Here is a 25,467-nt window from a genome sequence, read left to right as displayed (position 1 = left end):
CCTATCTACAGGTTTGGTATAAAAACTAAAAAGGATGAATATGATTAAGCCATTTTACGCTAGCTGTTTGTTAGCCCTCTCGCTATTAACACCCAGCCTTGTAAAAGCAAACCCGACGGCCTCGCAGTATCAGGAAATTCTTAACGAGAACCTAGTTGAAAATGAGCCTGGGGTATCGGTAATTATAAGCAAAAATGGCAAAGTCCTTTTTAAAGAAGCGCGAGGGCTTGCCAACCTTGAACATAACATCGCACTTAATGAGCAAAGCGTTTTACGTTTAGGTTCTATTTCAAAACAATTTACTGCAGCTGCAATTATGATGCTGCAAGAGCAAGGTAAGCTAGCGGTTACCGATGATATTCATAAGTATGTTGCAAGCTTCCCAACAGAGGGCAACCTCGTCACAATCGAAAACTTATTAACCCATACCTCAGGCATCGCCAACTACACAGATGACGACGATCTCTTTGATAAAGAAATACAAGTACCCACCAGCGTTGACGATACGTTAGCGCGTTTTGCCAAACACCCAATGGTGTTTAAACCCGGCGAAGCCATGGCTTATTCGAACACGGGCTATTCACTGCTTGGTAAAATAATTGAAGTAGCAAGTGGCCAGTCTTACAAAGACTTTATTGAACAACACATATTTAAAAAGCTAAAAATGAACCAGAGTAGTTATGAAGGACAAGAAATTGTTGCCCATCGCGCATCTGGGTATGAACAAACAGAGCAAGGATTTATCAACACCAGCTACATTAATATGGATTGGCCATATGCCGCAGGTGCGCTTATATCTACTCCAACTGACTTAAATATTTGGTTTAATGCGTTATCGTCTGGCAAGCTTATTAGTAAAGCAAGTTATGAAAAAATGATCAGCCCTTTTAAACTTAACGACGGCAGCTTTTCATCCTACGGTTACGGATTAATTATTGAGCCTTTGAATGAATACACCGTAATTAGACACACTGGCGGAATAAATGGCTTTTTGGCACATGCACGCTATATACCAGAGCAAAAGCTATATGTTGCAGTGCTGGCTAATTCAAACCACATAAACCCTATTTTTATCAACGAAAAACTCACAGCCAGAGTACTAGGCATTGCACTCCCCGAGTTTAAAAAAGCAGAGGTAACAGCGCAGCAATTAGCGCCCGTATTAGGTGATTACCGTATTGATAAAAACACCTTACGCAGCCTAATTTTTGAAAATGACGTTTTGTACTCCAAGCGCACTGGTGGCGATAAAATAAAACTTATTACCATGTCTAAAAATAGCTTTTACTACCCTAATTCAAACAATTACTTAGTAATAGAAAAAAACAGTCAAGGCCAATTGGTAATGAAGTATTTTAGTGGATTATCAACAACACCTACTGAGGCTACTAAGATTTAACTTTATAACCTCACCAAAAAACAATGCCCGCAGTTTTCTCTACTTATAAGCTCGGGTATTTTTATTTTAAATCCTCGTTAACGCAACAATAAATTGTAAAATTAGTATAGAGTGTGTGAAAGGTAATAAATATGTTACTTTTTATATGCTAATTTTATACTTAACCTCTTTAAAATAATTTACAAACCGAAATAAGGAATAAGCATGCTTTTTCATCCTCACGGTAAATCCTCTATTTTCGGTCTTTTGCTCATTATTTTGCTATCTGCCTGTACTTCAAACCCAGCTTTAATGCCTACACCCAATATATATGTAAGTGCGCCTTATTCAGAAGCCCAAGTACCTAAAAACTTACATACTACAAGTATGGAATTACTCTATGTTACAGACCGTGCAGTTTCTGAAAAAGAAGGTGTTATGTATAACGCAAGTCGCTCGCCATCAATTGCATACGGTGTAGCAAAAGTAAATTTTGGCGATAAATCTTTGCAATGGCGTGAGCTATTACAGCAAAGTAATCTTAAAAATCGCTCCGCTAATTTAACTTACGTAATGGAAAAAGCAGATGAATTAGGTCGCTTTCCTTTATCGCCTTATAAATTTAGACGTGTAGGAGACAAACTCCAAATTGACGAAGATATTTTAGAGCGAAAGATTTTTCACGAAACCCAGTTAAACAAAAACATTAATCAGCGTTTAAAAAACAGTAATAATAAAGATGTTATTTTGTTTGTGCATGGCTTTAATAATACCTTTAACGAATCGGTATTTACCCTTGCCGGTATTTGGCATTTTTTGAACCGACAAGGCGTACCTATTGTTTACTCTTGGCCTGCCGCTGCCACAGGATTAACCGGCTATTTTGAAGATAAAGAGTCTGGTCAATTTACTATTTTTCATTTAAAAGAAACCTTGCGACTACTTTTTAAAAATCCTGAAATTGAAAACATTCATATTATTGCGCATAGCCGTGGCACAGATGTAGTAACCACAACACTTAGAGAGCTTATAATTGAAAACAGAGCCAGTGGCGGAAATCCCCGCGAAGACCTGCGTATTGAAAACTTAATTTTAGCAGCCCCTGATCTCGATTTTGGTATTATTAAGCAAAGGTTGATGGCAGAGCAATTTGGAGCTGCATTTGGAAAAATTACCATTTACACCTCTCAAGAAGATAGTGCATTGGGTATTTCACAGTGGCTAACAAACAGCTTGAGTTTTGGCAGGTTAAACACAAAAGATGTAAGTATAAACGAGCAGGATATATTTACCTCTGTGGGTAATGTAAGCCTCATTAAAGTACCTAAATCTGGCAGCCTAATTGGCCATGACTACTTTCATAGTGATCCTGCGGTCAGTTCTGATCTGATTAATTTGATATTATATAAAGCATCGCCAGGCTCTAAAAAACGACCTTTGCAAAAGCTCGAAAATAACTTTTGGTCGCTCGATTCAAAGTATTTAATTAAAAACTAATTGCAGTAAGCTTACAAAAATAAAAGCTTACTGCTGACTCAATAACCACTCTTTTGGCGCTTGACCTGTTTTTTTTCTAAAAACGCGGGCAAGCGCAGAGCCATTTTCGTACCCAACCTGATTAGCCACTAAATCCATATTTTGATTTTTTAAAATAAGCTTTTTAGCAACCGATAAACGCCAATCAGCCAAATAATCAGCCGGTGTTTGCTCAATTACACGTTTAAAGGTATCGGCAAATTTAGAGCGCGACATGCCACACTCCTCAGCCATAGCGCTAAGCGACCAGTTTTGCTCTGGGGTTTGGTGTATTTTTATTAATACCTTAGCCAACTGAGGATGGGCAAGCCCTGCCATCATCCCGCTTTTAATTGCGCCTTCTTCTAGTACTTTACGCAGCACACTAATTAAAAATACATCGCATAAGCGATCTATAATTAAATGCTTACCGCTGGCGTCTTTAAATGCCTCATCAAAAATCCAAAAAGCGCTCTGCGCTAATAATCCATCACCCGTTAATTCGTAATTTAAGCAAAAAGGCAGCGCCTGCAATAAAGGGCTATGCCCTCCACTTTGATAGCTAATTTGTGCACACACTAAATCAGCACCGTCACCCTTATCCGAAAATAAACAGTGCCCTGTAGAGTGAGGAAAAAATATAACCGAAGGCGTAGATAAAACAACTTCAAAGCCACTATTACTGCGCACTTTTAACGTACCTGAGCGTAATAAATGTAAATGCCCAACACCTTGATCGTCACTAAAGTCACTCGTACCGCACATGTTCCCACTAAAAAACACATTGGCATTAAGCGAAAAGTGACTCAATACACTCGAAAGTACATCCATAAACGCCTCCTTGGATTATTGGTATGAAAATACAGACTAATAGACGCATATTAACCAAACAATAACGATAAAGTACAGTTGAGTTTTAAACAAACATACTAATTAAATTACCCTTTGGAGATACACATGAAATTTTCGACACTCACTAAATCAGCTTTTTTTGCAGCATCAGTCCTTGCAAGTTCACTAAGCTTTGCAGCAGACATAGACGCAAATGCCGACGTTAACGACATTGCAATTAGTGGTTACGATACCGTTGCTTACTTTACCCAAAACAAGGCGGTAACAGGCAGTTCTGAATATACTGCAACGCATAAAAATGCCATTTATAAGTTCAGCTCAGCTAAGCACCGCGACTTATTTAGAGCTAACCCAGAAAAATACGCACCACAATTTGGTGGCTTTTGTGCGTTTGGTGTATCAATGGAGAAAAAGTTTGACGTAGATCCAGAGGCTTTCAAAATTGTTGAAAACAAACTTTATTTAAATCTTGATAAATCGGTTCAAAAACAATGGCTAAAAGACGTACCTGGCTTTATTACTTCAGCCGATTCAAACTGGTTTGACATAAAAGACAAAACAGCTAAAGAGCTTTAATAAAACCAATTTAAAGTTAATTTTTGAGGTTGCTTCGGTTTATAACCGTTCATCCTCAAAAGCCATTTAAATTAATAAAATTTTAGGTTTAAGCTCTTAATTTAACTAATATTACTTTGATTTATTAAGCATCGCTTTTAAATCGGCAAATGGAGAATGCGTCGCAGCCTCCACTTTGCGATCTGTAGTCGACCCGCCATACATAATATGCTCGTGGTATTTATTGTGCTCATTATCGTGGCAATAAATACACAATAACTCCCAGTTACTACCGTCTTCAGGATTATTACTGTGGTTATGATCAACATGGTGCACCGTTAACTCACGTAAATTTGAGTATTCAAACTCACGAGCACAACGCCCGCATACCCAAGGGTATAATCTTAAGGCTTTTATTCTATAACCTTCCTCTTGCTTAACATAAGCCTGAGGTACATCGTTATTCTTACTCATAATATTCCTGGTAAATTCACTATTTCGGTGCTCAATACTAAAAAAACTTAATTACTGACAAATCACCAAAAGAAGTATCTATATGCCGGCCTGTTTGCTCCCACGCACGTAGTACAACCATAAGTTTTTTATTGTCGGAAGTCCAAGAAATTCCACCGCCGTATGCTTCAACTTTTTCGCCGCCCGAATCTTTTAACCCCAGTCCAGGGTCTGTATTTCGAATATTTCCCTTACCTACTTTGTATTCAGCAAATACGTGAACATTATGCGGTAACGAAAATGATAAAAGCGAGCCAATACTCGCCCCATACGAATTAGAAATTAACTTAGTGACCTGTGGTGCAGATGAATTTAAAAAATCAGCCTGAAACACAATATTATCTTTATTCTCAAGAGATACATGCTTGAAAGACCAAGCACCAACAACACTTAACGACAAATCAAATTTGCTGCTTAGCTTTGGCCTATTAAGAAAAAAATGCTCAAACAAAGACTCTTTATTATTGAAGGTATAGAAGTTGTGTTGGCCAGATAGCTCAAACTTGGTTGAACGTATATTTTGCGAGAAAATTTGATCCGTTTGATTGCCGCTTAAATTGCTAGCCGTGCTTTGCAGCCCTTCAAGCGTTTGATAGTTAAATGTGATTTTAGAATTTTCAAATTTTCTATAAGCAAGCAGTATATCTTGTGTTTTTGTTTCAACATCATCTTCGAAAATATCGGCTGAATAACCAATTTCAATGTCGTTAATATCAAAAAACACACCCACACGTTGATTGTTTATGGGCTCTAACGAAAACAGTGTTTTTTGATTACTCCCAGCCAAGTCGTCGTATATTAACGCGTGACTAGTGTTAGGGTTTGAAATAGTGGTTCGTACCGACTTTAAGTCAAAGTCGAAAGCCAATACAGCACCAGATTGAAATGCCGCTAAAACAGCAAAGCTCACAATAACCAAGTAATTGCGATTCATTAAAAACACTCAAAAATTAATTTGTATTAGAGTAGCGTTTTTTTCACCTTAAATTATCACAAAAGGTTAACAATTGATGAAAACTTTAAATAATGCGCTTTATGTCATTTTTTGGGGTGCTTTCAAGGTCAAACTCACTTACATGCTTAATTAGCTCCGGGAAGAACGCTAAAAACACGGCTTCTAATTCGTCGTAGTTACGCGTTATATCATCAGCCGCCCCCGCAAAGTTATTAGTAAAACGGATGCGGTTAGCAATATTATCAAGTGCTACTCCTATTCCCTCAACGGTTTCGTACTCTTTAAACCAATCGTTTTTAGTCATACTTGTTACAACATGCTGCATGCGCGGCGGCATAACAGGTATGCGATTATTCAAAAGCTGATAGCTGGTGTACTTAAAATCACTTAAAGGTTGCTTGCTAAATCGCTGCCAATGCACAATTAAAAAATGATCAAACACCACATCAATAGCCACACCAGCAAAACGTTTACGCTCAGGTGAAAAGTACTGTTTAGCGTGTTTAACTGCGCGGTGGGAGTCGGTAAATTTATCGACTAAATAGTGGTTATCGAGCCCGTTTTTAACCGTATTTGGTAAGTACTCTACATGCCTTTTACCACCAAAGTCGCCCAACAAGTTCCCAAAGTGAGAATCGGCTGTAGACTGTGCTAAATAAAGGTGAGCTAAATAATTCAAAGTGTTCTCGGGCTTGGTATTAATACAGTTAAAATAATAACTTAATTGTAAGCGCTACTTAAAGTTAGATTTTATGCCTAATCAAAAAAAGCATAAAAAAGGTGAAACTAAGTTTCACCTTTCATATTAATTTTGAAACTAATTAGCTAGCATTACGCTGTAGAAACGTTACTTGCGCCTGCATTGTTAAGTATTTCTTCAATAGCGTTTTTGTTGTCACTATCGTACTTAATACCAATTAATATAGAGCCTTTTTCAATGGCATCTTCATAATACTTAATTTCGTGCTCGGGGATAAACGCACCAACTGCGGCACCTAAAGTACCACCAACTGCAGCGCCTGCGCCACCAGCAGCAAATGCAGCGACTAATGGACCGGCAACTAATAAGCCCGTACCACCTGTTGCTACAGTCCCTACGGCAGTAAATCCGCCAATAATTGCAGCAAGAATACCACCTGAAGCCGCGCCTATAATGCCGCCTTCGGCAGCTTTAGTACCTTCGTCTACAGCAAAATCTTCCTTTGCGTATGAGTCGTTGGCTACAATACTAATATCAGCTTCATTAATACCTAAAGCTTCTAATCTATAAATTGCGAGTGTTGCTTGTGATGCACTTTCGAATAACCCAGTAATAACGGTACTCATAATAACTCCTTTATTTATTTAAGAAAATACACTTACTACCAAGCAAAACTCAAACCAAGTAAATTATCATTTAAAATCAATAAGATAAAACAAAGCCCTGTACTAACACTCTTATTATTAGAGTAAAAATTGCTAAATTTTGTAAAAAACTCCTATCTACATAAACAAAATTCCTTACGAAATAAAGAGAGGTTTTTATCACTCTCTTGTTTATGGTTATTACCGTGCTTACCAATAAAATTAAAAACACCAACAGAGCATTATTTTTCATGCGATTTGAAGGTTAAAACAAAGACGCTTATCCTCTTCAATTCCCCTACCCAGTTACAATTGTGTTTTATTAATTCAGTAAAGAGTCAGCCTAATTTTGTTATCACTGTGGTTCATTTTTCGGTGCGCATGAATCGTAAAATACTGTGCTAAATCTCTTTTTTATATTGCCCTGCTATCAGCAGATATAGGCCGCCCATGGATTACGAAAACCACTTTTTAAGTCAATCACAACAAGCTGCACTGCAACAAGCGATGGTCAATACCAAGCTTTTAAACAGCACTTCAATAAATACTAACAACATGCCAACACCTGAACAGCAAGCTTATGGTGTTATTGCTGTCGCGCTTTACCGCTTTAATTTACAAAAAATAAAATGGTCATTATTTTTAAAAACAGCAATAAAATTAACTACTAATGTTTGCCAATGGCTGGCCACCGAACTCACAAGATGCCAGCAAGAATACAAAGCCCAACCTAATGACGCTGTAATAATTGAGCAAAACGCTCTTTTGAATGGTATTTTTAGCGAAGAACTCGCCTATATCGGTGCCTTACTAGGAACTGAAGCACAAGCTTAATAAACCTCCTAAGCGTGAGTAAAATAACCTTTCAGTTAAACGCTCTTACTTTTGTCGTAATCTCACTCAAAGCTCTACGCTTAAATTTGTAAAACTTTGAGTGAGTTTTTTATATAACTGTGCTTATTACCCAGGCGTATATCGGTACGTAAATTGCTGTTATTAATATTCTTACTTAAAGAGTTATACATAAATAACGCTGCCGTTATTTATAAAAAGGAGAACATTATGAGTAATAAACAGCTAATTACAACGATAGGTATAGATCTCGCCGCTGCATCTGCAGGTATGTTAACAAGGAAAACTTTACAAAAATCGTGGGAAAAGGTTACCAACGAACCAGCCCCAAAAGATAGACCAAGCGAAGAAACAGATCTTAAAGAGGCCGTTACATGGGCAGTGGTCTCAGGTATTGGTGCGGGTGTTGCAAGAATGGCCGTACGTTATGTACTAGACAAGCGCCGATCCAAATAAACCAACCCGATTGATACCTCTTATAAGTATTAATCGTAATACGGTAAGGCTCTTAAGACGGCTTGCGACAGCTACTCCTTAGTTGTTGCAAGCAACCTGGCAAACACCTTGTTTGAGGTTACTTAACTATTGAGTTAAAAAACATATTAATATCCAAACCGGGGTTCTGTGGTTAAATTTAAAATGTCGGATGGCACGGCTGCGCCGCTTATCCGACCTACGCAAGTTGTAAAAGCCAAAGGCGCTTTCCAACAAGACCTCCTAGATTTTAAACAGATATACTCTATTAAATATTAACTCCCTTTCAAAGTTGTTGCTTACCTACAAGCTTGCGTATAATGCACGCATTCCGGCTGCATTTTTTAGCCGCTAACTTGGATTTTAATAATGAAAAAACTCTCTGCAGTGCAAATAAAGCAGCAAGCACTTGTACTTAATACTGCTGAAAAATTAGAAGAACAAGGCCGCGCTGAGCTCCCAGGCATGCTGCAATGCTGGTTTGATGTGGAATACCACTTATTTCCAAGTACACTACTGCTGTGCTTTCAGTTTGAAAACGAGCAAGCCTTAGCGGCCGCAGAGCCTGACTTATTAAAGTGGCAAAAACGCTTAAGCGGCACAATGCTTAAAAAGGGCGTGATTTTAAAAGATATGCGTAAACATTTAGTGTTTACCTTAAAAGGACCTGATGATTAAAACGAGGTTTTTAAAGGACTATAAAGCCTTTCGCTCGTATCGTCGAAGCGCATAAAAACATAATGAAAAGCCGTTGCATTGCTGTAACGGCTTTTTACTTTTATTAGAGCTTAAAGTAGTACCTATAAAGATCAATTTTTGACTCAGGGATTTTTATTAGCCGATGATACTAATTGGCCGTTAAACAATACTAATGCACGGCAAAAGCAAATATCAGTCGATTCAACGTTAATTGGTTGCCCTAAGTTAGCAATAGTAGGATAGTAAATTACACATAAAACAATAGCTTTATCTTAGGAGTATTATGATCAAAGTATTATTAGCGACCAGCTTAATTGCCTCTTCATTCGCTGCTTTAAGTAATCCTTTAACTGTTGAAGAACAGCGTATCAACAAAGCACAATCAGCAATGCCAAATGTTTTAAATGCATTCACCCCACAAGTATCAAGTTTTGAGCAACAATTTAAAGAATTAAACGACTTTAAAAGTGCAAAAGCATTAGTACAAAGCTTTAGCTTTGAACTGTGGGAAAACGCCAAACAACGCATAATAAAAACCAATAACTACGACGACCGAGAGCTTTACTGGGCGCGCCTGCTTTCAAGTAAAGTAATACGCACAACTTCACCTAAATTTTCAATTACACAGGCTCAACTAAATACTTTACTAACCCTACTTGAGGAAGGTAGCAGAGGTCGTACCGATCTTACTTTTTCATCAGGCAGCACTAAAAAAATATTACTAACGGGCTTTGACCCTTTTTTACTCGATAAAAACATAAACCAAAGTAACCCTTCAGGTGTTGCGGCGTTATTACTCGATGGCCAAGTTATTAATTACAACGGCACCAGCGCAGAAATTAACACCGTTATGGTGCCTGTGCGCTACGAAGATTTTGATCAAGGTATAATAGAATCGCTACTTGCTCCCTACTACGCACTTAATAATGTAGACATGGTAGTAACCGTAAGTATGGGCAGAACAGAATTTGATTTAGAGCACTTCCCAGGTAAGCGTCGCAGTGTAACCGCCCCCGATAATGCCAATATTGTGTATGGTGGAACGCAAACAAGCCCAGTAATACCAAAGCTTAATGGCCGACCACTCCCGGGCAACGAGTTTGTAAAATTTAGCTTGCCTGTAAATTCCATGCAACAAGCCAAAGGCCCTTATAAAGTTATCGACAATCACGAAGTCACCACGCTTGAAAAAACCTATAAAGCAGGTTCTTACGGCGAGCTTAAAAATAGTATTGCGGTTAATGGCGGCGGCGGTGGTTACCTGTCTAACGAAATATCGTACCGAAGTATTCGCCTGCGCGATGCGCTTAATTCAAGTATACCTACAGGGCATATTCATACCCCACGTATACAACAGTTCGAACCTGAAACAGAAGCTAAAATAGTAAAACAAATAAAGGCAATGCTAGCGCAAAGCTTAGTCGCGCTATAGGTTATAAAAACAAGTTTAAGCGCGTAAAAAGGGCAATAGCATTGCCCTTTTTTAAATGGGGTTACTAGGGGCAGGTGTTGCATTTTTCCTTAATCACAAAAGGCAAAAAGAAACACCTAACCTTGCTGATTCTGGAATATCTAGCGCAACTAAACGTTTTAACCTCCCCCTAAATTAATTGCCCAACAACGTTAACGCTATTATGAGCGATAATTGGGAATACCAAGCTTCCCGTTCGCTCTCTTAGCCACAGTAAAATAAAACCATAACCTCCAGTTAATAAAATAGAGGTAAACGAAAAATACCACTCGCCATCGCTAAACATAACGCCGTGCACCAAGCCAAATAATAAAACTAGCAGTAATCCACCTATATTTATCGGCGCGCTTGCCAAACTGTATCGCTTAGATACTATTGCCAAAGAAATACAAAATAGTAAGACCCCTCTAAACATCGGCTCTTCGTCAAACCCTGGCATGGTTGCTTGATAAAGTAATGTTTCTAAATCATAGCGAGGCTCTCCATTCCAGAACCATGAAACAATGACTTGGAGAATTACAAACAAGCACAAAACAATGAAAGCAGGTTTTAAAGAGCCTTCACTTTGTTTGAAAGTAAAACCAGCATCAGCAATACGAAAGCCATGTTTATATTTCGCTAAGGCTAGGATTACACCTCCCCACAGGATAATTACAGCTATTTTACCTGACCAATTCCAAGCCATATCAGTAAAAAATATATCTAAAGGAATAACCTCGGCGCCTCTAAATAAAGCAAAAACGTAACACGTAAAAATACCTAATGAGATTAAAGACCACGCTATATTTATATCGACTTTATTAAATGCTTTTAATGTTAAAGCTAAAATTAATATAACGCCGACATTTGCAAATACGGCTATGAATACATCTTCCATGTATACCTCTTTAGTAAGGGCACATTGCTTCTTACTTTTATTATTGTTTTAAGTAGTTCCTAATATTAATCCTAAATGAGATGGCATTAAACAACTATTTAATTAGTAAAGTAGTCTTAGGCTTTATAAATAACAGAGGCGTATTTGGTGAGGTTTTGTAAACGCAGAAGACCAAAGCCAAAGGGATCAAAATAGTAAAAAAATAAAGGCAATGATAGAGCAAAGCTTAGTCGCGCTATAGTTTATAACTACCAATTTAAGCGCATAAAAAAGGGCAATAATATTGCCCTTTATTTGTACTAGCTCAGACTTGATCTGACAGTTACCCATTTTTCTAATGGTGACTGTTAGTTTAGATTTGAACTTTTACTTTAAATACTTCAGAAAAACATTAAACAAATTATTACCGCATTCAATCCAATTAACGTCTTTAGTTATACATTCGCTATACGGTAAAGACTTTTCGTCTACGATCAAGTCGGTTCTTTTAGCTTCTATACACATTTCTAGGTTGGTTATAAATCTATCCGATAATGTTTTCGGCTCAGGTGGTAGCTTAGGTGGCTTCTCTTCTTTCTCTTTGTAAATCCGACTATATTTCTCTTTATTTGCTTTATTCATACTAATTAGTTTTCGTAAATCAGAAAGCTCTTCATAATATTCCGACTCCCTAACCTCTAAATAGTTACTTTCAGCTTCAAGCCAAGAGTTAAATGAGATATTTGAAAACATGAACTTACATTTATCAAAAGTCATTCCCGACGTGAATACTTCACCTTTTAGATAACTAAAACAACATCCTATAAATATACAATTTTTAAATAGGCAGTTATCCATATTAATTACTGAAAAATCTAAGAGTACAAACGTACAATTAGTGTAAGTCACTTTTTGTAGCTTAAAGGCAGAAGATAAGGTTTTACGCTTTCCAAGTGCCTTGTATGAAGAATTAAAAAACACACAAGATTTAAGTGAACTTCCTTTATGCTCGCCTTCTATTTTTGACGTGTCAAACTGTGATTTTAATATATCAGTTCCAATAATATTCAGTTGTTTAATTTGTGAAAATTTTGACTCATATATTTTGCAGTTTTTTATTGTTAAGGTTGCACTTCCTTGAATTACAACACTATGTAGTTGGCTATCCTCTACATCTAATACGTTATCTTCTTCCGAAAATGTGATAGATACATTCTTTAAGCTAGAGTTCTTTTTTATGGTGGAAGTAATAGAGCTAAGTTTTATAAACTCTAATTGTTTAAATACGCATTCTCTAAAGATTGATTTCGTGAAAGTACACCCATACATTGAATTACTAAATGTATTTTTCAAAAAATCCAAATCGCTAAATTTTAAATCGTAGATTTTATGCTTAGGGAATGGCTTTCTGGACTTTGAATAAATTGATAACATGTTAGATTTTAATGTTTCAGAGGCTGCTGAACTACTCTTAATTGCGCTTGTAAATTTTTCTTCTACCAAGTTTAGAAGTTCAGGTTGGGTGTAACACATGTCTCCTAAGAAAAAACCAACTTCTTTAGATAACTTAAGATTTTCTAACAAACTAAAATCGCGCTCTTTACTAATAAAGTTCGCAAGATGCAAAGCCGCAAAAAACTCCATAAAGGATTTATGGGCAAACCTGAAGACATTGCTTTCATCTCGGTTTAAAAACGCACATGATTGAATATGAGTTACAAAGTACTCGAATGCATTCCCTTTATCTGAAAAATAATCCTGAACAACTTGAGGCAATTCAAGATAACTTAATTCAAGTACATTATTTTCGTACATATTCCAGGCTAAGTTACATACAAAATCTCTTTTATTTTCTTGAGTTATTAACTTTCTAAATTCACCTTTATCTTCATCTCTTTTCATCCATGCGCTGGTATAAACAAAATATATAAGTGACGGTGTCGCCTCTTTATCATTAGAAAGATTAGGCAATGAGGTTGCAATTAAAAATAGTAAAATAGGTCTTTTAGCTAAATCTTCCAGATCATAAGTATTTCTAATCCGATTTCGTATTTCGATTACAAAATCGCTACTTTCATTTGAATAAAATTTATTCAAATATTCATCAATATCTTCAGCAGAAAAACCCGACAAATTTAGTACAGAATAATAATCTCTTGCCGTATATTCTTTTTCATTAGAAATCGCCGAAAAGACACTTTTAGCAAAATCATTGTATTCTTCCCTAATGTTTTTTTTGTACTTTTTAGAATCTAAGTTGATGGGATATTTAACCAAGTCCAATACACTTGTCATTTCGAATTTAGACAAAAAATATGAGGGTCTGCAGGTAAGAATGCTTTTTTTCGATCTACTTATAATATTAACTAACTGTTCAAAATGTTTTTTTCTTTTTTCACTATCAATATGTAACCCCATTTCATCGAAGCCATCCAACAGAACAACAAAGTTTTTTTCTTTCGATAACTTCGCAAACTCTTCAAATCGAATACTTCTAGAAAACTCTGTGCTTAGCTGAGCTTCAAAAAAGCTTTCTACTGTTGTATAAGTATCAAAATTCTTTAAAGTTATATAAAGCGGAATCAGATTTGCCTGCTCACCTAAATAACTTCTTGCTAGCTCATATTTCAATCGCTTTAAGAAAGTACTTTTACCTGTACCAAAATCACCTAATAAAACTAGTAGCGTTTCTCCACTTTCGAGCCAATCATTAGTATATTTCAATAAGTCTTGCCGTTGATTTGCTTTTGAATACTTTAAAGGTATGTAGACTTCGTTTTCTTTATCGGATTTGTACGAAGATAAATATTCACGTAACTCTCTTAAAACTCCAACGGATTCATTCTTAAGATCGTATAGTGTCGTTGTTGAAAGCTCTGCGTTAACAATAGAATTCGCGACTTTAGGGCTCAGAGCCTTTCGTGTAACTAGGACTCCGCCTGTAAATGATGGTACTGATGTTTTAACCCGAGAATAAGAATATGAAAATTTATCTATATCCTCCGAGTTCAAATTTGACTTAACATAATTCTTGCACTCGACATACAGCTTCGTTTCATTTGATATTCCTGGAGTTTTAGTGCGAGCAATTAAATCTATTTGTTTACCTGCGATTTGAACATCTAATTCAACTTTATAGCCTAAAGCTAAGAAAGCATCAGCAACCTCACGCTCAAATTTTTTTCCATCATTCATATGGATCCCTCCGATTTTTGAAATAAATAGGTAATTAAATGAATATTTAAATTACTAGAATAACTTTCCAAGTCAGGTTCCACAGAAAAAAGGGATGACTGTTAGGTGGACTTTCCTAATTACACTGGACCGATTCTAACTCAGAATAATACGCTTATTTAAACTTAGCTGGTGAAACATCGCCAGTGTATTAATGGCGATTTTTTAGGATTGTAGCTTTTCGATAATATTAAATATCTTAGCTTTTGCATATTCTCCCGTGAATTCAATAAGGTCAAGTATTGCTTATTGCCAAGATTAAATACAAATTTTCCGTTTAACACCCTTCCCCGTCATTACGCCCTGAAAACAAGCGATTGATGAATAATTCATTTCATGGAGAAATGAAAGCCATGCTTGCACATGGATGTGCTTTCATGGCGTTTACGTTTACATCGATTGTGGTTGAAGGATTAAGCGTGATGCTCGGGGCGCCGTGGGGTTCCAAGGGGCGGTCGGCGGTAGCCGCCCCTTGGTTGCCGCCAGCAATCTGGCAAAAAACCTTGAATAAGGTTTCTAATTTCTAGAAGCGTGAAACGCGAAACGTATTCGCGCTATCGGTGATGATAAACCTCAAACATCTATTCAAAGACTTATTCGGGCTGCCGCCCGCGCGTCAGCAAGCTAAACGCCTACAATAAATAACACATACTCTTGGCTTTTAAGCGAGTAAGTATATTTTTGATTCGTTGGGTTTCGTTTCACTCTACCTAACTTACGCTACTTGTGTTGTAAGGCGAAAGTTAAGTGCTTTCATCACTTTAAAAATAGTTTCCCAACGTGGCTTGGTTTTACCGTTAACTGCCTTATATAAGCTTTCACGGTTTAATCCCGTTGCTTTAGCAATATCACTCACGCCATGTTTTTTAACTAGTAAGCCAAGTGCTTCAATAAAGGTATTTGGATCATCATCAGCTAAACACTCTTCTAAAAATGTATTAATTTCTTGCTGTGTTTCCATATAGTCAAACGGGTTAAAATCTGATGTTTGTAGCGCCATAATAATTACTCCAATTCTCTTAAAAGGGCTTTTGCTTTGGTAATGTCTTTACCTTGTGTGCCTTTGTGGCCACCATTGAGTAGTAAAATAACTTCACCGCCTCTAATTATGTAATAAACACGATAGCCTTTCCCTACGAAAATTCGCATTTCAGATATGCCACCACCAACAGATTCGCTATCGCCAAAATTACCATTTATGGCACGTGTAATACGTTTAGCTATTGCCATAAAAGCTTGACGATCTTTGAGCTTTTTAAGCCATTTATCGAACTCGTCGGTTTTCTTAATACGATATTTCATAAAACAATTGTAGCCCAAAGGCTACATGCGTGCAATTATATTTAAGGAATACCGAATTTTGATTTAACAATCAACGCGTCAGCAAGCTAAACGCCTACAATAAATAACACATACTCTTGGGTTGTGAGCGAGTAAGTATATTTGTGATTTGTTGGGTTTCGTTTCACTCTTCCCAACCTACGCCCATATTATTTATGGGGAATCACCACACACAAAAAAGCCGTTGCATTGCTGCAACGGCTTTTATAATTTTGATAAATTCCCAAACTATAATGGGACTTACTTACCATGGAATTTTTTCATGTTTACGATAAATAAGTTTGCGAATACCCCCTCCATTTTTATTGGGCTGGCGGGCAGCAAAAAAATAAATAAGTTTGCGAAAAAGCACCTTTATTTCCCATTTAAGGAACAGCTATCTAGTGTGGCAATTAGGAATGCAAAACTTGCACCCATCCACATTAGGATAAATATTCTTTGCTTTTTGTACTGCCGAAGAGCATGTGCTGTGCATACCTAGCTCTGCTTTATTTGAAGGCATAAAGTTACAGCCATTTTTATGTACTTCATGTTCACCAGTAGTCTGCGAGTTATTGTTTACATAATATAGATCCATCTTAAATATCCTTAATTTTAATATATACAAAGTCACTTCAAATAAGCTTATTTAAAAGTGTAGAACTTAAATTTAAAATATCTAGTATGCTTTTTAGGGATGAAGTTATTGAAGGGGTAAATACTTTTTTATAAAAGAGAAGTGTTTAATATCTAGATAAAACTCATAGCCGCTTAGATATGGGCTACGTTTTATGTATATAGCATTATTGGTTAACTCAATGTCTTGGTAAATTATTAATTCAAGAAGCTTCTTAGAGATGTAATCAAATCTGGAGCCTAAGCCAAATAAGGCTGCTCCATAATGAATAACAGCTGCAATGTCATCTGAAGTCGCTATGTCAGGTTTTACTGACCAGCCAGCAAAACTGTATTCTTTTAGTCGAGCTTGCATCACTTCGTTAATCTTACATGCTGCACTAGCTGGAGTAACTGCGGATTCCCTTAAAGGTATATAGAACCATTTGGTTCCCGTACGATAGGCTTTCAGCCCCAAATTTAAAGCAGTCTGTCTATTTGAAATCGTATGTATTACATGAGTCTTATCTCGTAATCGCTGCGTGAACTCAAAAGTATAGAGAACGGAGGATTGATAATTTAAAGTCAATTCAAATGCAGTATCAGCATCTTTGTAAATAACAAAAATCTCTCCCCACCATGTTATCGTAATGGTGTACTTCATTGATTTAAGCTCTTTAAACAGTCCATACAAAAAAGGGGCTATCCATATCCAGTCTTCGGTACTTATATCAACCCCATTTTTCGGTGAGCGATGGTAATCGAATATAACTCGGCGCTTTTTGGCTTGCTTTAGCTTTGAAATCAAGGATTGGATATTCATCCCTCTTTCCTAATATCAACACTAATTGATTGATAGCGTTTACCCACTTTACCTGCCTTAGTAATACCCACACCACTAAATGTAATTACTTTATTATGATAACTACAATGCTCAAAACGTAAGCTGACTTTACTTCCTGTCTCAGCACTAATATGTGTTAACCAATCACCGTAATCGATACCAAACAAGCGCTTTACTAAACGCCTTAGAAGCTGCTCTATATAAAGTTCTAGCTTTTCCAGCCTTGCTTCTAAATGATTAATCTCCTCGTTAATACTTAGCAAAGTGGAATCACAAGCGGCGGATAAACTATTTATACAATCATTATCCAGTTCGTGTATTGAGCTCCCTACTTCGTCTAAACGCCAAATTAAATTAGATAATTCTTCGAGTTCAACTTCTTTTAATTCAAGCTCTTTGACCATCGATAAAGCCAGCGTATAGCGTCTTTTATCTAGCTCGAGTTTTTTAAGAGTACAACCGTCTATTAAGATGTCAGTTGTAGCTATATAAGGAGTGGTAAAGTAAGGCTCTTTATTAGGTGGCACTAACCCTGAAAAAGCAATCTTGTAGGGTGTTACATGTAAGTACGATACTGTGTTGTGCCCATACCTTTTTGTAAGTTCAAAAAACCAATTAATACCCGTTACTTTTAATACCACTTCTTCTAGCTCATTGCTTGAAAGTACCTGCCGCGCGCGTTCGATTTGAGCCATTAAATCATCGCTATATTCAATTAAACATAAACTAGGCGTTGTTAGTCGATGATGCATATAGAGGCTACTCTTATTTAGCTCGCTAACTTGAATACAAATGATTTGGTGGCTCATCAATCTCACACCTCTATTAATTATTTTGAACGATAGGATGCTGGCGGTAGGTGCAGATATAGCCATTGGGTATCGTATTTATAAAGCCACATATAACAAGCTGGGTACATAGCTTTAATTTCGGCACGTGTAGAAAAGGAGTGCTTTTTAAGGGCTGAACGCATCTCAATACGATACTTGTCTCTTTTACCCAGTGCCCTTAAGTATTGTCGCCACTCTGAAAGCTGATAATGCTCACCACATATTTTCTCAACAGAGCTAACAGATACTTGCTCTTCGCGTGCTATTGCATCTCTAGCATCACCTTTTACTAAACGCATTAAAATTCGCTTTTCTATATCAGCTGAAATAAATTGCGTCCGTTTTAAATAAGCTATATTTTCTTGTTTAGCTAGCTTAATCACATAACCTATGGAGCAGCGGACACGCCTAGCTATTTCAGTAAAATTTAATTCACCTTCTTGTAGTAATAATAGACACTGTTTCTCACGTTTTTTATCTTTATCTGTTGGTTTCAATAACTGTAAATGCTCTTGCGCCGCTATGTCAGGCTGTTGCTCCAAGGCAAAGCGAAATAATATAAGTTTAAGCGGATGACATGCGTAGTAAGGCTTGCGAATAAGGTTTCTTACTACGTGTTCAGTAAAAACATCGTTATTAAACAGGCGCACAGTTATGTTTGATATAACTGCTATTAAACGTTGCATACTGATACTGTCATTACTCATAAACCCTTTTTGTCTAATCAGGGCATTCAAATTACTTTTGTCCAATAACAAATCATTACGCTTCTGACTTTTAGCCGACTCATTAACTTCCAACACATAAGTAGTGAAAAACCGCTGTAAATCACTCGCTGGTACATCAGAAGATGATATTGCTTGCGGAGGCAAGCTGTATACTCTTGATGAAGGCGAAGTGTCGACAAGTAACGTATTGTGTATATGGCAACTTTGTATGCCTGTGAACTGGTGCGACAGGTGCCAATAAGCAACGCCATACTTCTCTTTATCAGCTTCTATGCACGATAAACAGTATTTATCCTTGCTCAATGCTTTCAGACCCGATTGGGTGATTTTAGCGTAATTGCCTAATCGATAAGATGGACCAGTGAGCATAACGTCTTTAAGCTTTTTAGGCTCATTACCCGCTAAAGAAAATAAGGGGTAGTAAGTATGATCATTAAGTAATAGTTCTACTGGGAATTTCGTTTGCGCAGAAAAATACGCTAAGTGGGTGGCTAGCTTTTGGTCTAAACTTAGCCCATATTGTTCAAACCAGAGCAAGCTCGCTGAACGATGATTATAGCTACCCGAGTAAACTCTGAGCCGTGCTAAAAATGAATATATTGTCTCATCAGGTAGCAACGGCAGTATATTCATTAGCTTTAACTCAGTAGCCAATTACAGTTAAGTGAATATTTTTTAAAATGCTCAGTGCGATAGCTAGCTATATTTTCACCCGTATATTCTTCAGCAAATTTAATTAAAAGCAAAAATATCATAGGGTGTGTCTGCTTCGCTTTAGGAAATAAAATATGTTGAATTTTAAATTTCTTAAGTTCAGCACTATAACGCTTAGTAGGCTCCAATTTGTTAAATGATTCTCTTAGAAATAAACCCCATTGGTTAATTAACCTAGATGAAAACACAACGCCCCTTGACGTATATTTTGCCTCAAATAGTTCATATAAAGTTTCGCGAACTGAGGCGACCCATGCCCTAGTGTTTGGTAAGGGCTGAGTTAATAAATATTTAGATTGCTTATCCAACCAAACATGTAAGGGAGTTATAACTACCCTAGGTAATTTACACGCATTATTAGAAGATATAATGGGATTATCGATTAAGGTTTTTTTATGCTCCCATACGGCATGTTCTAATGCTGAAGAATGTTTTGAGCAAGTGTAAATTGTCGGTATTTGATGCTCACTGTACCAGTACGACAAGCCTATTGATTTCCTATCATCTTCAGCACACATTCTACAAAATTTAAGAGGTTTAAATACTTTTAAAAGCTGCTCACCTTCAAATAGGTTATTACTTGCCTTGTGACCATTTATAATCGCTGTATTGTAAAGGTTAAGCTCACCGGGTTTAATAAAGCCTTGCCAATAATTAGCACTAAAATGATCAATTAATACTGCGCGGTTTATAGGCCCGTTGTTATTTTCAATACTTGTTGGCACCAATATCTTTATGCAAGGAATAATGGAGCGTGGATAGATATTATCGGGTATTGTTGAAGCCTTTATATCGGATATAAGCATTTCGTTAGGTAAGCTTAAATGCTTTCCTAAATAGCGTAATCTCATTATATAGGCGGGAAAATATTCATTAGGTTGAATAGGAAAGAAGTTGCCTAAATCTTTAATAGCAGTCATTTGGGCACCTTACTCTACATAAATTGATCTAAATCTAGAGGTTTATACGGCTCTTCTTTATCTTTTGTACGCTTACTCCTTTTGATATTTTTTAAAGCTTCATATGTATGATTCGAGTTAGTCTTGGCTCTAGAGACTCCTTTTAGGCCAACCTTAAAATCTGTATTACTATTTTTAAGTGCCTTAATAGAAGCTTTTAATATAGCTTCCGTAGGCTTATTAGCCTGACCGTTTTCTACAAGCTCTGATACTTTGCAAGCGAGATGAATTAATTCATTCATACAACCAAAAGCAAAATCATCTATCAGATCAAACTGCTTTTTTGTTAGAGGCTTTTTCGCTGAATTGAAAATAAAATTAGTAAATAACGTTTGTATAGCTACTTTCCATTCCTCAGAGTCTGATTCAAAATAATGAAGCTCATGATATATAGCTTCTTTAAAACGCCTCAACGTGGCTTGACTTTGCATTAGAGCTTGAACTAATTGAGGAGTACCAATAAGCAGAATAGGGACATTAAATCGATTATAAATTTGCTGTAAAAAAGAGCTGTTAATAGAGTCTCTATTCGATTGTGATTTCTGATCAAACCACTGACTCTCATCAAGTACAATAATCCCTATTGAATATTGAATACAAAGTAAACGTATTACACTGCAATATTTGTGGATACTCTCACGTTCACTCAGCTTTGCTAAATTACAAGTTCCTGCAACTCTATCGATTTCCTCAATAATTAACCTAAGGGTTGCTTTCCTTGTTGCTTCACACGTTATCATTATCCAAGGGATTTGAATTAAAGGTGTATTCGTTACGCTGCTCGAACTTTGGTGGTTAACTTTTTGTGGAAATAAACGTAAAGACTCCCTGACTAATTTTGTTTTACCAACACCAGATTCCCCGAATAAACATCCACCGAACTCAACTTTATTCGTGATGTGACCACTAGCTTTATCTTCCTCATTAAAAAGAGCTTTATTTACATCCTTAAAATATTCCGAGCTATTAATATTTTTATACCTATACCCCTCCATTATCATTGTTTTTATAGCTTTATAAACTTTCCAAGCATCTTCAGTTGGAACGTAAAAATGCTCTTTTATTTGACTTGATATATAGCAATGATGAGATAGTTCGGTATTTTTAGCCTTACTCATAGCCTCATAAAATTTAGACTTACTTTCAATTCTAGGTAAAGCATTAATTAATGGGTTAAACATCTTCAATCATCTCCTTCAAGTAGTGAGGAATTACCGCCCATCAATGTGGCAGAAACCATTTGCGCATTACATAGAATTTCTTCAATTAAATCGGGCTTGGTATTGTCATCTAGATGTTTTGATATTGATTTATTATTTGTCTTTTTAACGTTTTCTAAATCTTTCGTTCTGTTTGACTCAGATTCTTTGATAAATTTTGCGAGACATACTTTGTAATCTTGACGTTTATTTCTAAGCTGGCGATCAAATACTAAATCTTGATTCATTAAACTTTCGATATCATCACCATACAAACTAGCAAATCGTTTACTCCTATCTGCTAACCTAAGCTCAACGCATTCTCCTCCCGTGATCGGCCCGCAGTACCAAACATGATCAACCCAATTAGGTAATACCATTACCTCAATCTCACAAACACCATCCCCATCATCATTACACGCAACCTCTCGATATTTGTTAAGGTCATGGTTACTAGTTTCATAATTCAGAGACATAGAACCACTACCTTTGATAGGTCTTTTTATCTTAAACGATTGCTTTACAAGACTTACTTTACATCGCGGCAATAATGCCATCATAATCTCTTGGTTAGACCTAACTACTCCTCCATTAGCTTTTGTATTTAAGTTGTAGTTAAAAATAGCTTGAGGTGTTGGCTCTACATTATTAATACAATCTTCTAAATCTCGCTTCTCAATAGCATTTCTAGAGTGGTTTTGAAAAATAAAATGAGCTATTAAAATTTTATATAGATCAGTCATTGTAAGTAGCGCCTTTTGAGAGGCATGCTGTGTACTCTTAGGCTTATCTTTATCTATCCTAGCCGACGTAAATTCTGTAATAGACTCTTGCATCGATTTAAAGCCTCCCTCTACAGTGCCTTTGTTACTCCCCATGTAAGATTCTGTAAAAGAGACCCCTAATACTCCTAATTGTGACTCAACTAACTCAGTGACTTTTTTATCTTTAAATTCGGTTCCACGATCAAATAAAACTTCACTGCATATATGGTGGCAAGGCCAGTTTTTTTCTTCAATTTTAACTCCATGCAATGCAGCAAAAATTACTTTATTAGTAAATGCATTATTGAGTGCCATTAGGAGTGACTCTTCCGTATTCCCATCTAAGGTCAGATAAAACCCGACCACACACCCACTATAGGTATCATAAACGGTATAAAGAGTAGGTCGCTTAAGTGGTTTTTTACCCTCTAAACTTGTAAATAAAGATTGTAGATATAAATCTAAAGTTGTTGAGTCAATTTCATATCTTGCGGTAGGAAAAGGAATATTGTGGCGTGCACTTGAAGTAAGAGCTCTTTGATTATTTTTGTAATTCTTAACGCCCTTATTTGCAATGGATAATTGCTTATTACTTACATACTTATTAAACAATTGGAGGAATTGGTTACGTGTAACTCTGTAACTATCCCAATCCAGATAAGGATTATCTTTTTTTAACCTGTCTTGTAAATCTATGCAAAAAAGAGTGAATAGCTGATGTAATTTATTAGGGCTAGAAAGGGATAGTTTTTTAGCAAAACTCTCCATAACATCGTGTTCAAGTTGAGTTATAACACGTTGATTCAACCTCCCATCAAACCTAGGTCGTCCTAAGCCACAAGGATACTTTGTCTTAGCCTCGTGTAAATTTTTAGGAATTTCACGTCCTTTACCTATTCTATGATTATTTGGAATAAGCGCATCCTTACAACGACCAAAGGCAAAGTAAGTATTTAATGCTCTATAAACAGTAGATAAATTTACACTATATTTCTCGGAAATTTTTCTTAAATTTTGACTTGGATAAGTTCCTTTTACATATAACTCTAATGCATCAGGAATTGATAAAAAGTCAAAAATCATATCCATTTTTTTATTTAATCGCTCTTTTAACTTTTTAGCTCTCTCACGTTTTTCTGTATTCTTTTTTCTAGTCATTTTCGACGCTAAAAATAGATCCGAATACCATTGCTGGCGCTCTCCTGAAATAAAATCATTTCCGATACATTCATACTCTTCAATACTAAAACCAAGGAGTGGTTTACTTAATTGATGCATAAATGGCTTTTTTATTTTATTTCTATCTTGTAAGGAAAGTAATATGCATTCTGAATTATTCAGAAATGGATATTCAACGATCGTAAATCTAATATCTTTTTTAACTGCATTACATTTATTATTCTTTACACTTAAATGAGCGTTCTTTACTGGATATTTGAGCACCTGGTTTTTAAGATATTTTAAGACCATACATCCCCCTTTTTAGGGTAAAGAATGTGGTAACTACCAATCTCCCTATATAAGTCAACACTGATTTCGTTATGCCAAATAAGGTACCAAAATATAACCCTTACTAAGCTAGTTTCAATTTTAGTGGTCTGTGAAACTAATTCGCATAACTTGAGCAAAGTTATATACTCACTACGCTCAAAAATAATAACAATTTCTTTTTTAACCTTATTAAGCTTTTGCTTTGGATGCTCTCTGCGTCCCAATATATAAGCTTCTGCTAAATTTTCTTGAAAGTAATATCCTAATAAATAATGCTCGCTTGTAATTAAGCTCCAGCTAACTCCTTTATCTAACCAATATTGGCGTTCTATTTCATGTTTATCGTTTATCCGCTCAATTTTTTTATCTGTGGCACCTAACCTACCATTGCGATTCAAACATTTTAATGAGATTGCATGCCACACTTCGATATTATTAGCATCGGTGTACCTCATTAAAACGTCTGTAGTCATTGGAGTATACTGATATACAGCATGCTCTTTCGAAATATTTCCTTTAGGTTTATAGGCAGGATGTCTAATGCCTTTTTTCTTGGCAATTTCGACTGTTTTATCAATATCATCTAAAGGTATTTGCATCGCTATTTTTTTCACATTTGGTAAAAATAGCAGGGCTTTTAAAAAACCACTTTCTAATTTAGATAATGCCTCTAGTGGCACTATGGATTTTTCTGAAGGGGCATGCTTTGTGGCTAATCCAACAGATGAAACTGCTTTAGTTGGGAAGTAAGGGACTAAATAACCTTTTTCTTCGCACCTTTTCTTCCACTCTTCTAGCTTCCTATACGTCAGAGCTGTTATACGTGGTGATTTTTTTTCTTTCGCAGTTAAGCCACTATTGCCGTCTTTAATATCTTCATAATTTTTCATACCCGTAACCTTCTCTTGATATGTATTTAAATCTATATACACAAAAAAATAGTGTCAAGTACAAAAAACAGTCTAAAATAAAAATTAACACATATAAATCAGCAACTTAATAACACGGATTTTAAGTTTGTCAACCAAACTCATTCTTACAAAGCATAGTTTTTTTGACTCAACAAAGCTTAAAAAAACGACAAATAACAACAATATAAGCAGTAGTTAATCAATAATAAATCGGAAGGGTAAACCAAATGGTAATAACTGAATCGAAGCTAAAACTATTCGAAAAGCTGATTAAAAGCAGACTTTTTTCTCAAAAAAAATATTTTTATTTTTTTATAAAAAAGCAAAAATTTAACAAAATGACAACGCTAATTGATCTACTTGAATCACCAGAGGGTCAGAATAAGCTCGAAAA

Annotated in this window: 23 protein-coding genes; 7 read left to right on the top strand and 16 right to left on the bottom strand. The window is 36.1% G+C overall.

Features of this window, described 5'->3' with window-relative positions; all coding sequences use genetic code 11:
* Window positions 1-40: 40 nt before the first annotated feature.
* Together AAEY62_RS04545 and AAEY62_RS04540 are read left to right on the top strand one after the other, a co-directional pair.
* Window positions 41-1,399 carry a serine hydrolase domain-containing protein gene (locus AAEY62_RS04545; RefSeq protein ID WP_350634661.1) on the top strand — a complete coding sequence of 453 codons (1,359 nt, stop codon included), beginning with the start codon at window positions 41-43 and terminating at the stop codon, window positions 1,397-1,399.
* Window positions 1,400-1,603: 204 nt separating this feature from the next.
* Window positions 1,604-2,875, top strand: a complete 1,272-nt coding sequence (locus AAEY62_RS04540; protein ID WP_350634660.1) for an alpha/beta hydrolase — start codon at window positions 1,604-1,606, stop codon at window positions 2,873-2,875.
* Window positions 2,876-2,902: 27 nt separating this feature from the next.
* On the opposite strand, the gene AAEY62_RS04535 is transcribed toward AAEY62_RS04540, so the two are convergent.
* On the bottom strand, window positions 2,903-3,724 hold the full coding sequence (locus AAEY62_RS04535) for an AraC family transcriptional regulator (protein WP_350634658.1): 822 nt from the start codon (window positions 3,722-3,724) through the stop codon (window positions 2,903-2,905).
* Window positions 3,725-3,850: 126 nt separating this feature from the next.
* Here AAEY62_RS04535 and AAEY62_RS04530 point away from each other — a divergent pair, with 126 nt between their 5' ends.
* Window positions 3,851-4,321 carry a YHS domain-containing (seleno)protein gene (locus AAEY62_RS04530; RefSeq protein WP_008165251.1) on the top strand — a complete coding sequence of 157 codons (471 nt, stop codon included), beginning with the start codon at window positions 3,851-3,853 and terminating at the stop codon, window positions 4,319-4,321.
* A gap of 111 nt (window positions 4,322-4,432) precedes the next feature.
* Here AAEY62_RS04530 and AAEY62_RS04525 read toward each other — a convergent pair whose 3' ends face one another.
* The 4 genes from AAEY62_RS04525 to AAEY62_RS04510 form a co-directional block, all read right to left on the bottom strand.
* On the bottom strand, window positions 4,433-4,774 hold the full coding sequence (locus AAEY62_RS04525; RefSeq protein ID WP_007581433.1) for a YajD family HNH nuclease: 342 nt from the start codon (window positions 4,772-4,774) through the stop codon (window positions 4,433-4,435).
* Window positions 4,775-4,811: 37 nt separating this feature from the next.
* Window positions 4,812-5,747, bottom strand: coding sequence for a hypothetical protein (locus AAEY62_RS04520; protein WP_350634657.1), 936 nt, complete (start codon window positions 5,745-5,747; stop codon window positions 4,812-4,814).
* Between the two features lie 85 nt (window positions 5,748-5,832).
* Window positions 5,833-6,447, bottom strand: coding sequence for an acyl carrier protein phosphodiesterase (locus AAEY62_RS04515; RefSeq protein ID WP_350634656.1), 615 nt, complete (start codon window positions 6,445-6,447; stop codon window positions 5,833-5,835).
* 152 nt (window positions 6,448-6,599) lie between these two features.
* Window positions 6,600-7,094: a hypothetical protein gene (locus tag AAEY62_RS04510; RefSeq protein WP_007378461.1), complete on the bottom strand. Its 495-nt coding sequence runs from the start codon at window positions 7,092-7,094 to the stop codon at window positions 6,600-6,602.
* A 468-nt stretch (window positions 7,095-7,562) separates the two neighbouring features.
* Between AAEY62_RS04510 and AAEY62_RS04505 the strand changes: the two genes are divergently transcribed.
* The 4 genes from AAEY62_RS04505 to AAEY62_RS04490 all read left to right on the top strand — a co-directional run bounded on the left by AAEY62_RS04505 (window position 7,563) and on the right by AAEY62_RS04490 (window position 10,569).
* Window positions 7,563-7,946: a hypothetical protein gene (locus AAEY62_RS04505; RefSeq protein ID WP_101163401.1), complete on the top strand. Its 384-nt coding sequence runs from the start codon at window positions 7,563-7,565 to the stop codon at window positions 7,944-7,946.
* Window positions 7,947-8,174: 228 nt separating this feature from the next.
* Window positions 8,175-8,420 (top strand): DUF4235 domain-containing protein, encoded by a 246-nt coding sequence (locus tag AAEY62_RS04500; protein ID WP_350634655.1) that lies wholly within the window; start codon window positions 8,175-8,177, stop codon window positions 8,418-8,420.
* Between the two features lie 387 nt (window positions 8,421-8,807).
* Window positions 8,808-9,116, top strand: coding sequence for a hypothetical protein (locus AAEY62_RS04495; protein WP_024590236.1), 309 nt, complete (start codon window positions 8,808-8,810; stop codon window positions 9,114-9,116).
* Window positions 9,117-9,420: 304 nt separating this feature from the next.
* Window positions 9,421-10,569: a PA0049 C-terminal domain-containing protein gene (locus AAEY62_RS04490; protein ID WP_350634654.1), complete on the top strand. Its 1,149-nt coding sequence runs from the start codon at window positions 9,421-9,423 to the stop codon at window positions 10,567-10,569.
* A gap of 169 nt (window positions 10,570-10,738) precedes the next feature.
* Here AAEY62_RS04490 and AAEY62_RS04485 read toward each other — a convergent pair whose 3' ends face one another.
* From AAEY62_RS04485 to AAEY62_RS04435, 11 genes are all read right to left on the bottom strand, one after another.
* Window positions 10,739-11,485, bottom strand: a complete 747-nt coding sequence (locus AAEY62_RS04485; protein ID WP_350634652.1) for a CPBP family glutamic-type intramembrane protease — start codon at window positions 11,483-11,485, stop codon at window positions 10,739-10,741.
* A gap of 366 nt (window positions 11,486-11,851) precedes the next feature.
* The gene (locus AAEY62_RS04480) at window positions 11,852-14,659 is read right to left on the bottom strand and encodes an NACHT domain-containing protein (protein WP_350634651.1); all 2,808 of its coding nucleotides are present in this window, start codon (window positions 14,657-14,659) and stop codon (window positions 11,852-11,854) included.
* A gap of 754 nt (window positions 14,660-15,413) precedes the next feature.
* Complete coding sequence (locus AAEY62_RS04475) at window positions 15,414-15,698, bottom strand: addiction module antidote protein (RefSeq protein ID WP_007579952.1); 285 nt, start codon at window positions 15,696-15,698, stop codon at window positions 15,414-15,416.
* Window positions 15,699-15,703: 5 nt separating this feature from the next.
* A complete protein-coding gene (locus AAEY62_RS04470) occupies window positions 15,704-16,000 on the bottom strand; it encodes a type II toxin-antitoxin system RelE/ParE family toxin (RefSeq protein ID WP_197208817.1) in 297 nt (98 codons plus the stop codon).
* 721 nt (window positions 16,001-16,721) lie between these two features.
* Window positions 16,722-17,456: a hypothetical protein gene (locus AAEY62_RS04465; protein WP_350634650.1), complete on the bottom strand. Its 735-nt coding sequence runs from the start codon at window positions 17,454-17,456 to the stop codon at window positions 16,722-16,724.
* Window positions 17,453-18,286: a KH domain-containing protein gene (locus AAEY62_RS04460; RefSeq protein ID WP_350634649.1), complete on the bottom strand. Its 834-nt coding sequence runs from the start codon at window positions 18,284-18,286 to the stop codon at window positions 17,453-17,455. Before AAEY62_RS04460 ends, AAEY62_RS04465 begins: the two co-directional genes overlap by 4 nt.
* A 20-nt stretch (window positions 18,287-18,306) precedes the next feature.
* Complete coding sequence (locus tag AAEY62_RS04455; protein ID WP_350634648.1) at window positions 18,307-19,668, bottom strand: TnsD family Tn7-like transposition protein; 1,362 nt, start codon at window positions 19,666-19,668, stop codon at window positions 18,307-18,309.
* A gap of 5 nt (window positions 19,669-19,673) precedes the next feature.
* Window positions 19,674-20,669, bottom strand: a complete 996-nt coding sequence (locus AAEY62_RS04450) for a hypothetical protein (RefSeq protein ID WP_350634647.1) — start codon at window positions 20,667-20,669, stop codon at window positions 19,674-19,676.
* A gap of 14 nt (window positions 20,670-20,683) precedes the next feature.
* Window positions 20,684-21,889, bottom strand: a complete 1,206-nt coding sequence (locus tag AAEY62_RS04445) for an ATP-binding protein (protein WP_350634646.1) — start codon at window positions 21,887-21,889, stop codon at window positions 20,684-20,686.
* Window positions 21,890-21,891: 2 nt separating this feature from the next.
* Window positions 21,892-24,141, bottom strand: coding sequence for a TnsB C-terminal domain-containing protein (locus AAEY62_RS04440; RefSeq protein ID WP_350634645.1), 2,250 nt, complete (start codon window positions 24,139-24,141; stop codon window positions 21,892-21,894).
* Window positions 24,132-25,052, bottom strand: a complete 921-nt coding sequence (locus AAEY62_RS04435) for a TnsA endonuclease N-terminal domain-containing protein (protein ID WP_350634643.1) — start codon at window positions 25,050-25,052, stop codon at window positions 24,132-24,134. The genes AAEY62_RS04440 and AAEY62_RS04435 overlap by 10 nt, the downstream gene beginning before the upstream one ends.
* Window positions 25,053-25,467 lie beyond the last annotated feature (415 nt).

This window comes from Pseudoalteromonas sp. GW168-MNA-CIBAN-0100 (assembly GCF_040309225.1).
GTDB classification, from domain to species: domain Bacteria; phylum Pseudomonadota; class Gammaproteobacteria; order Enterobacterales; family Alteromonadaceae; genus Pseudoalteromonas; species Pseudoalteromonas arctica.
The sequence above is the reverse complement of the archived record's forward strand: the minus strand, read 5'-3'. Positions and strand labels throughout refer to the sequence as shown.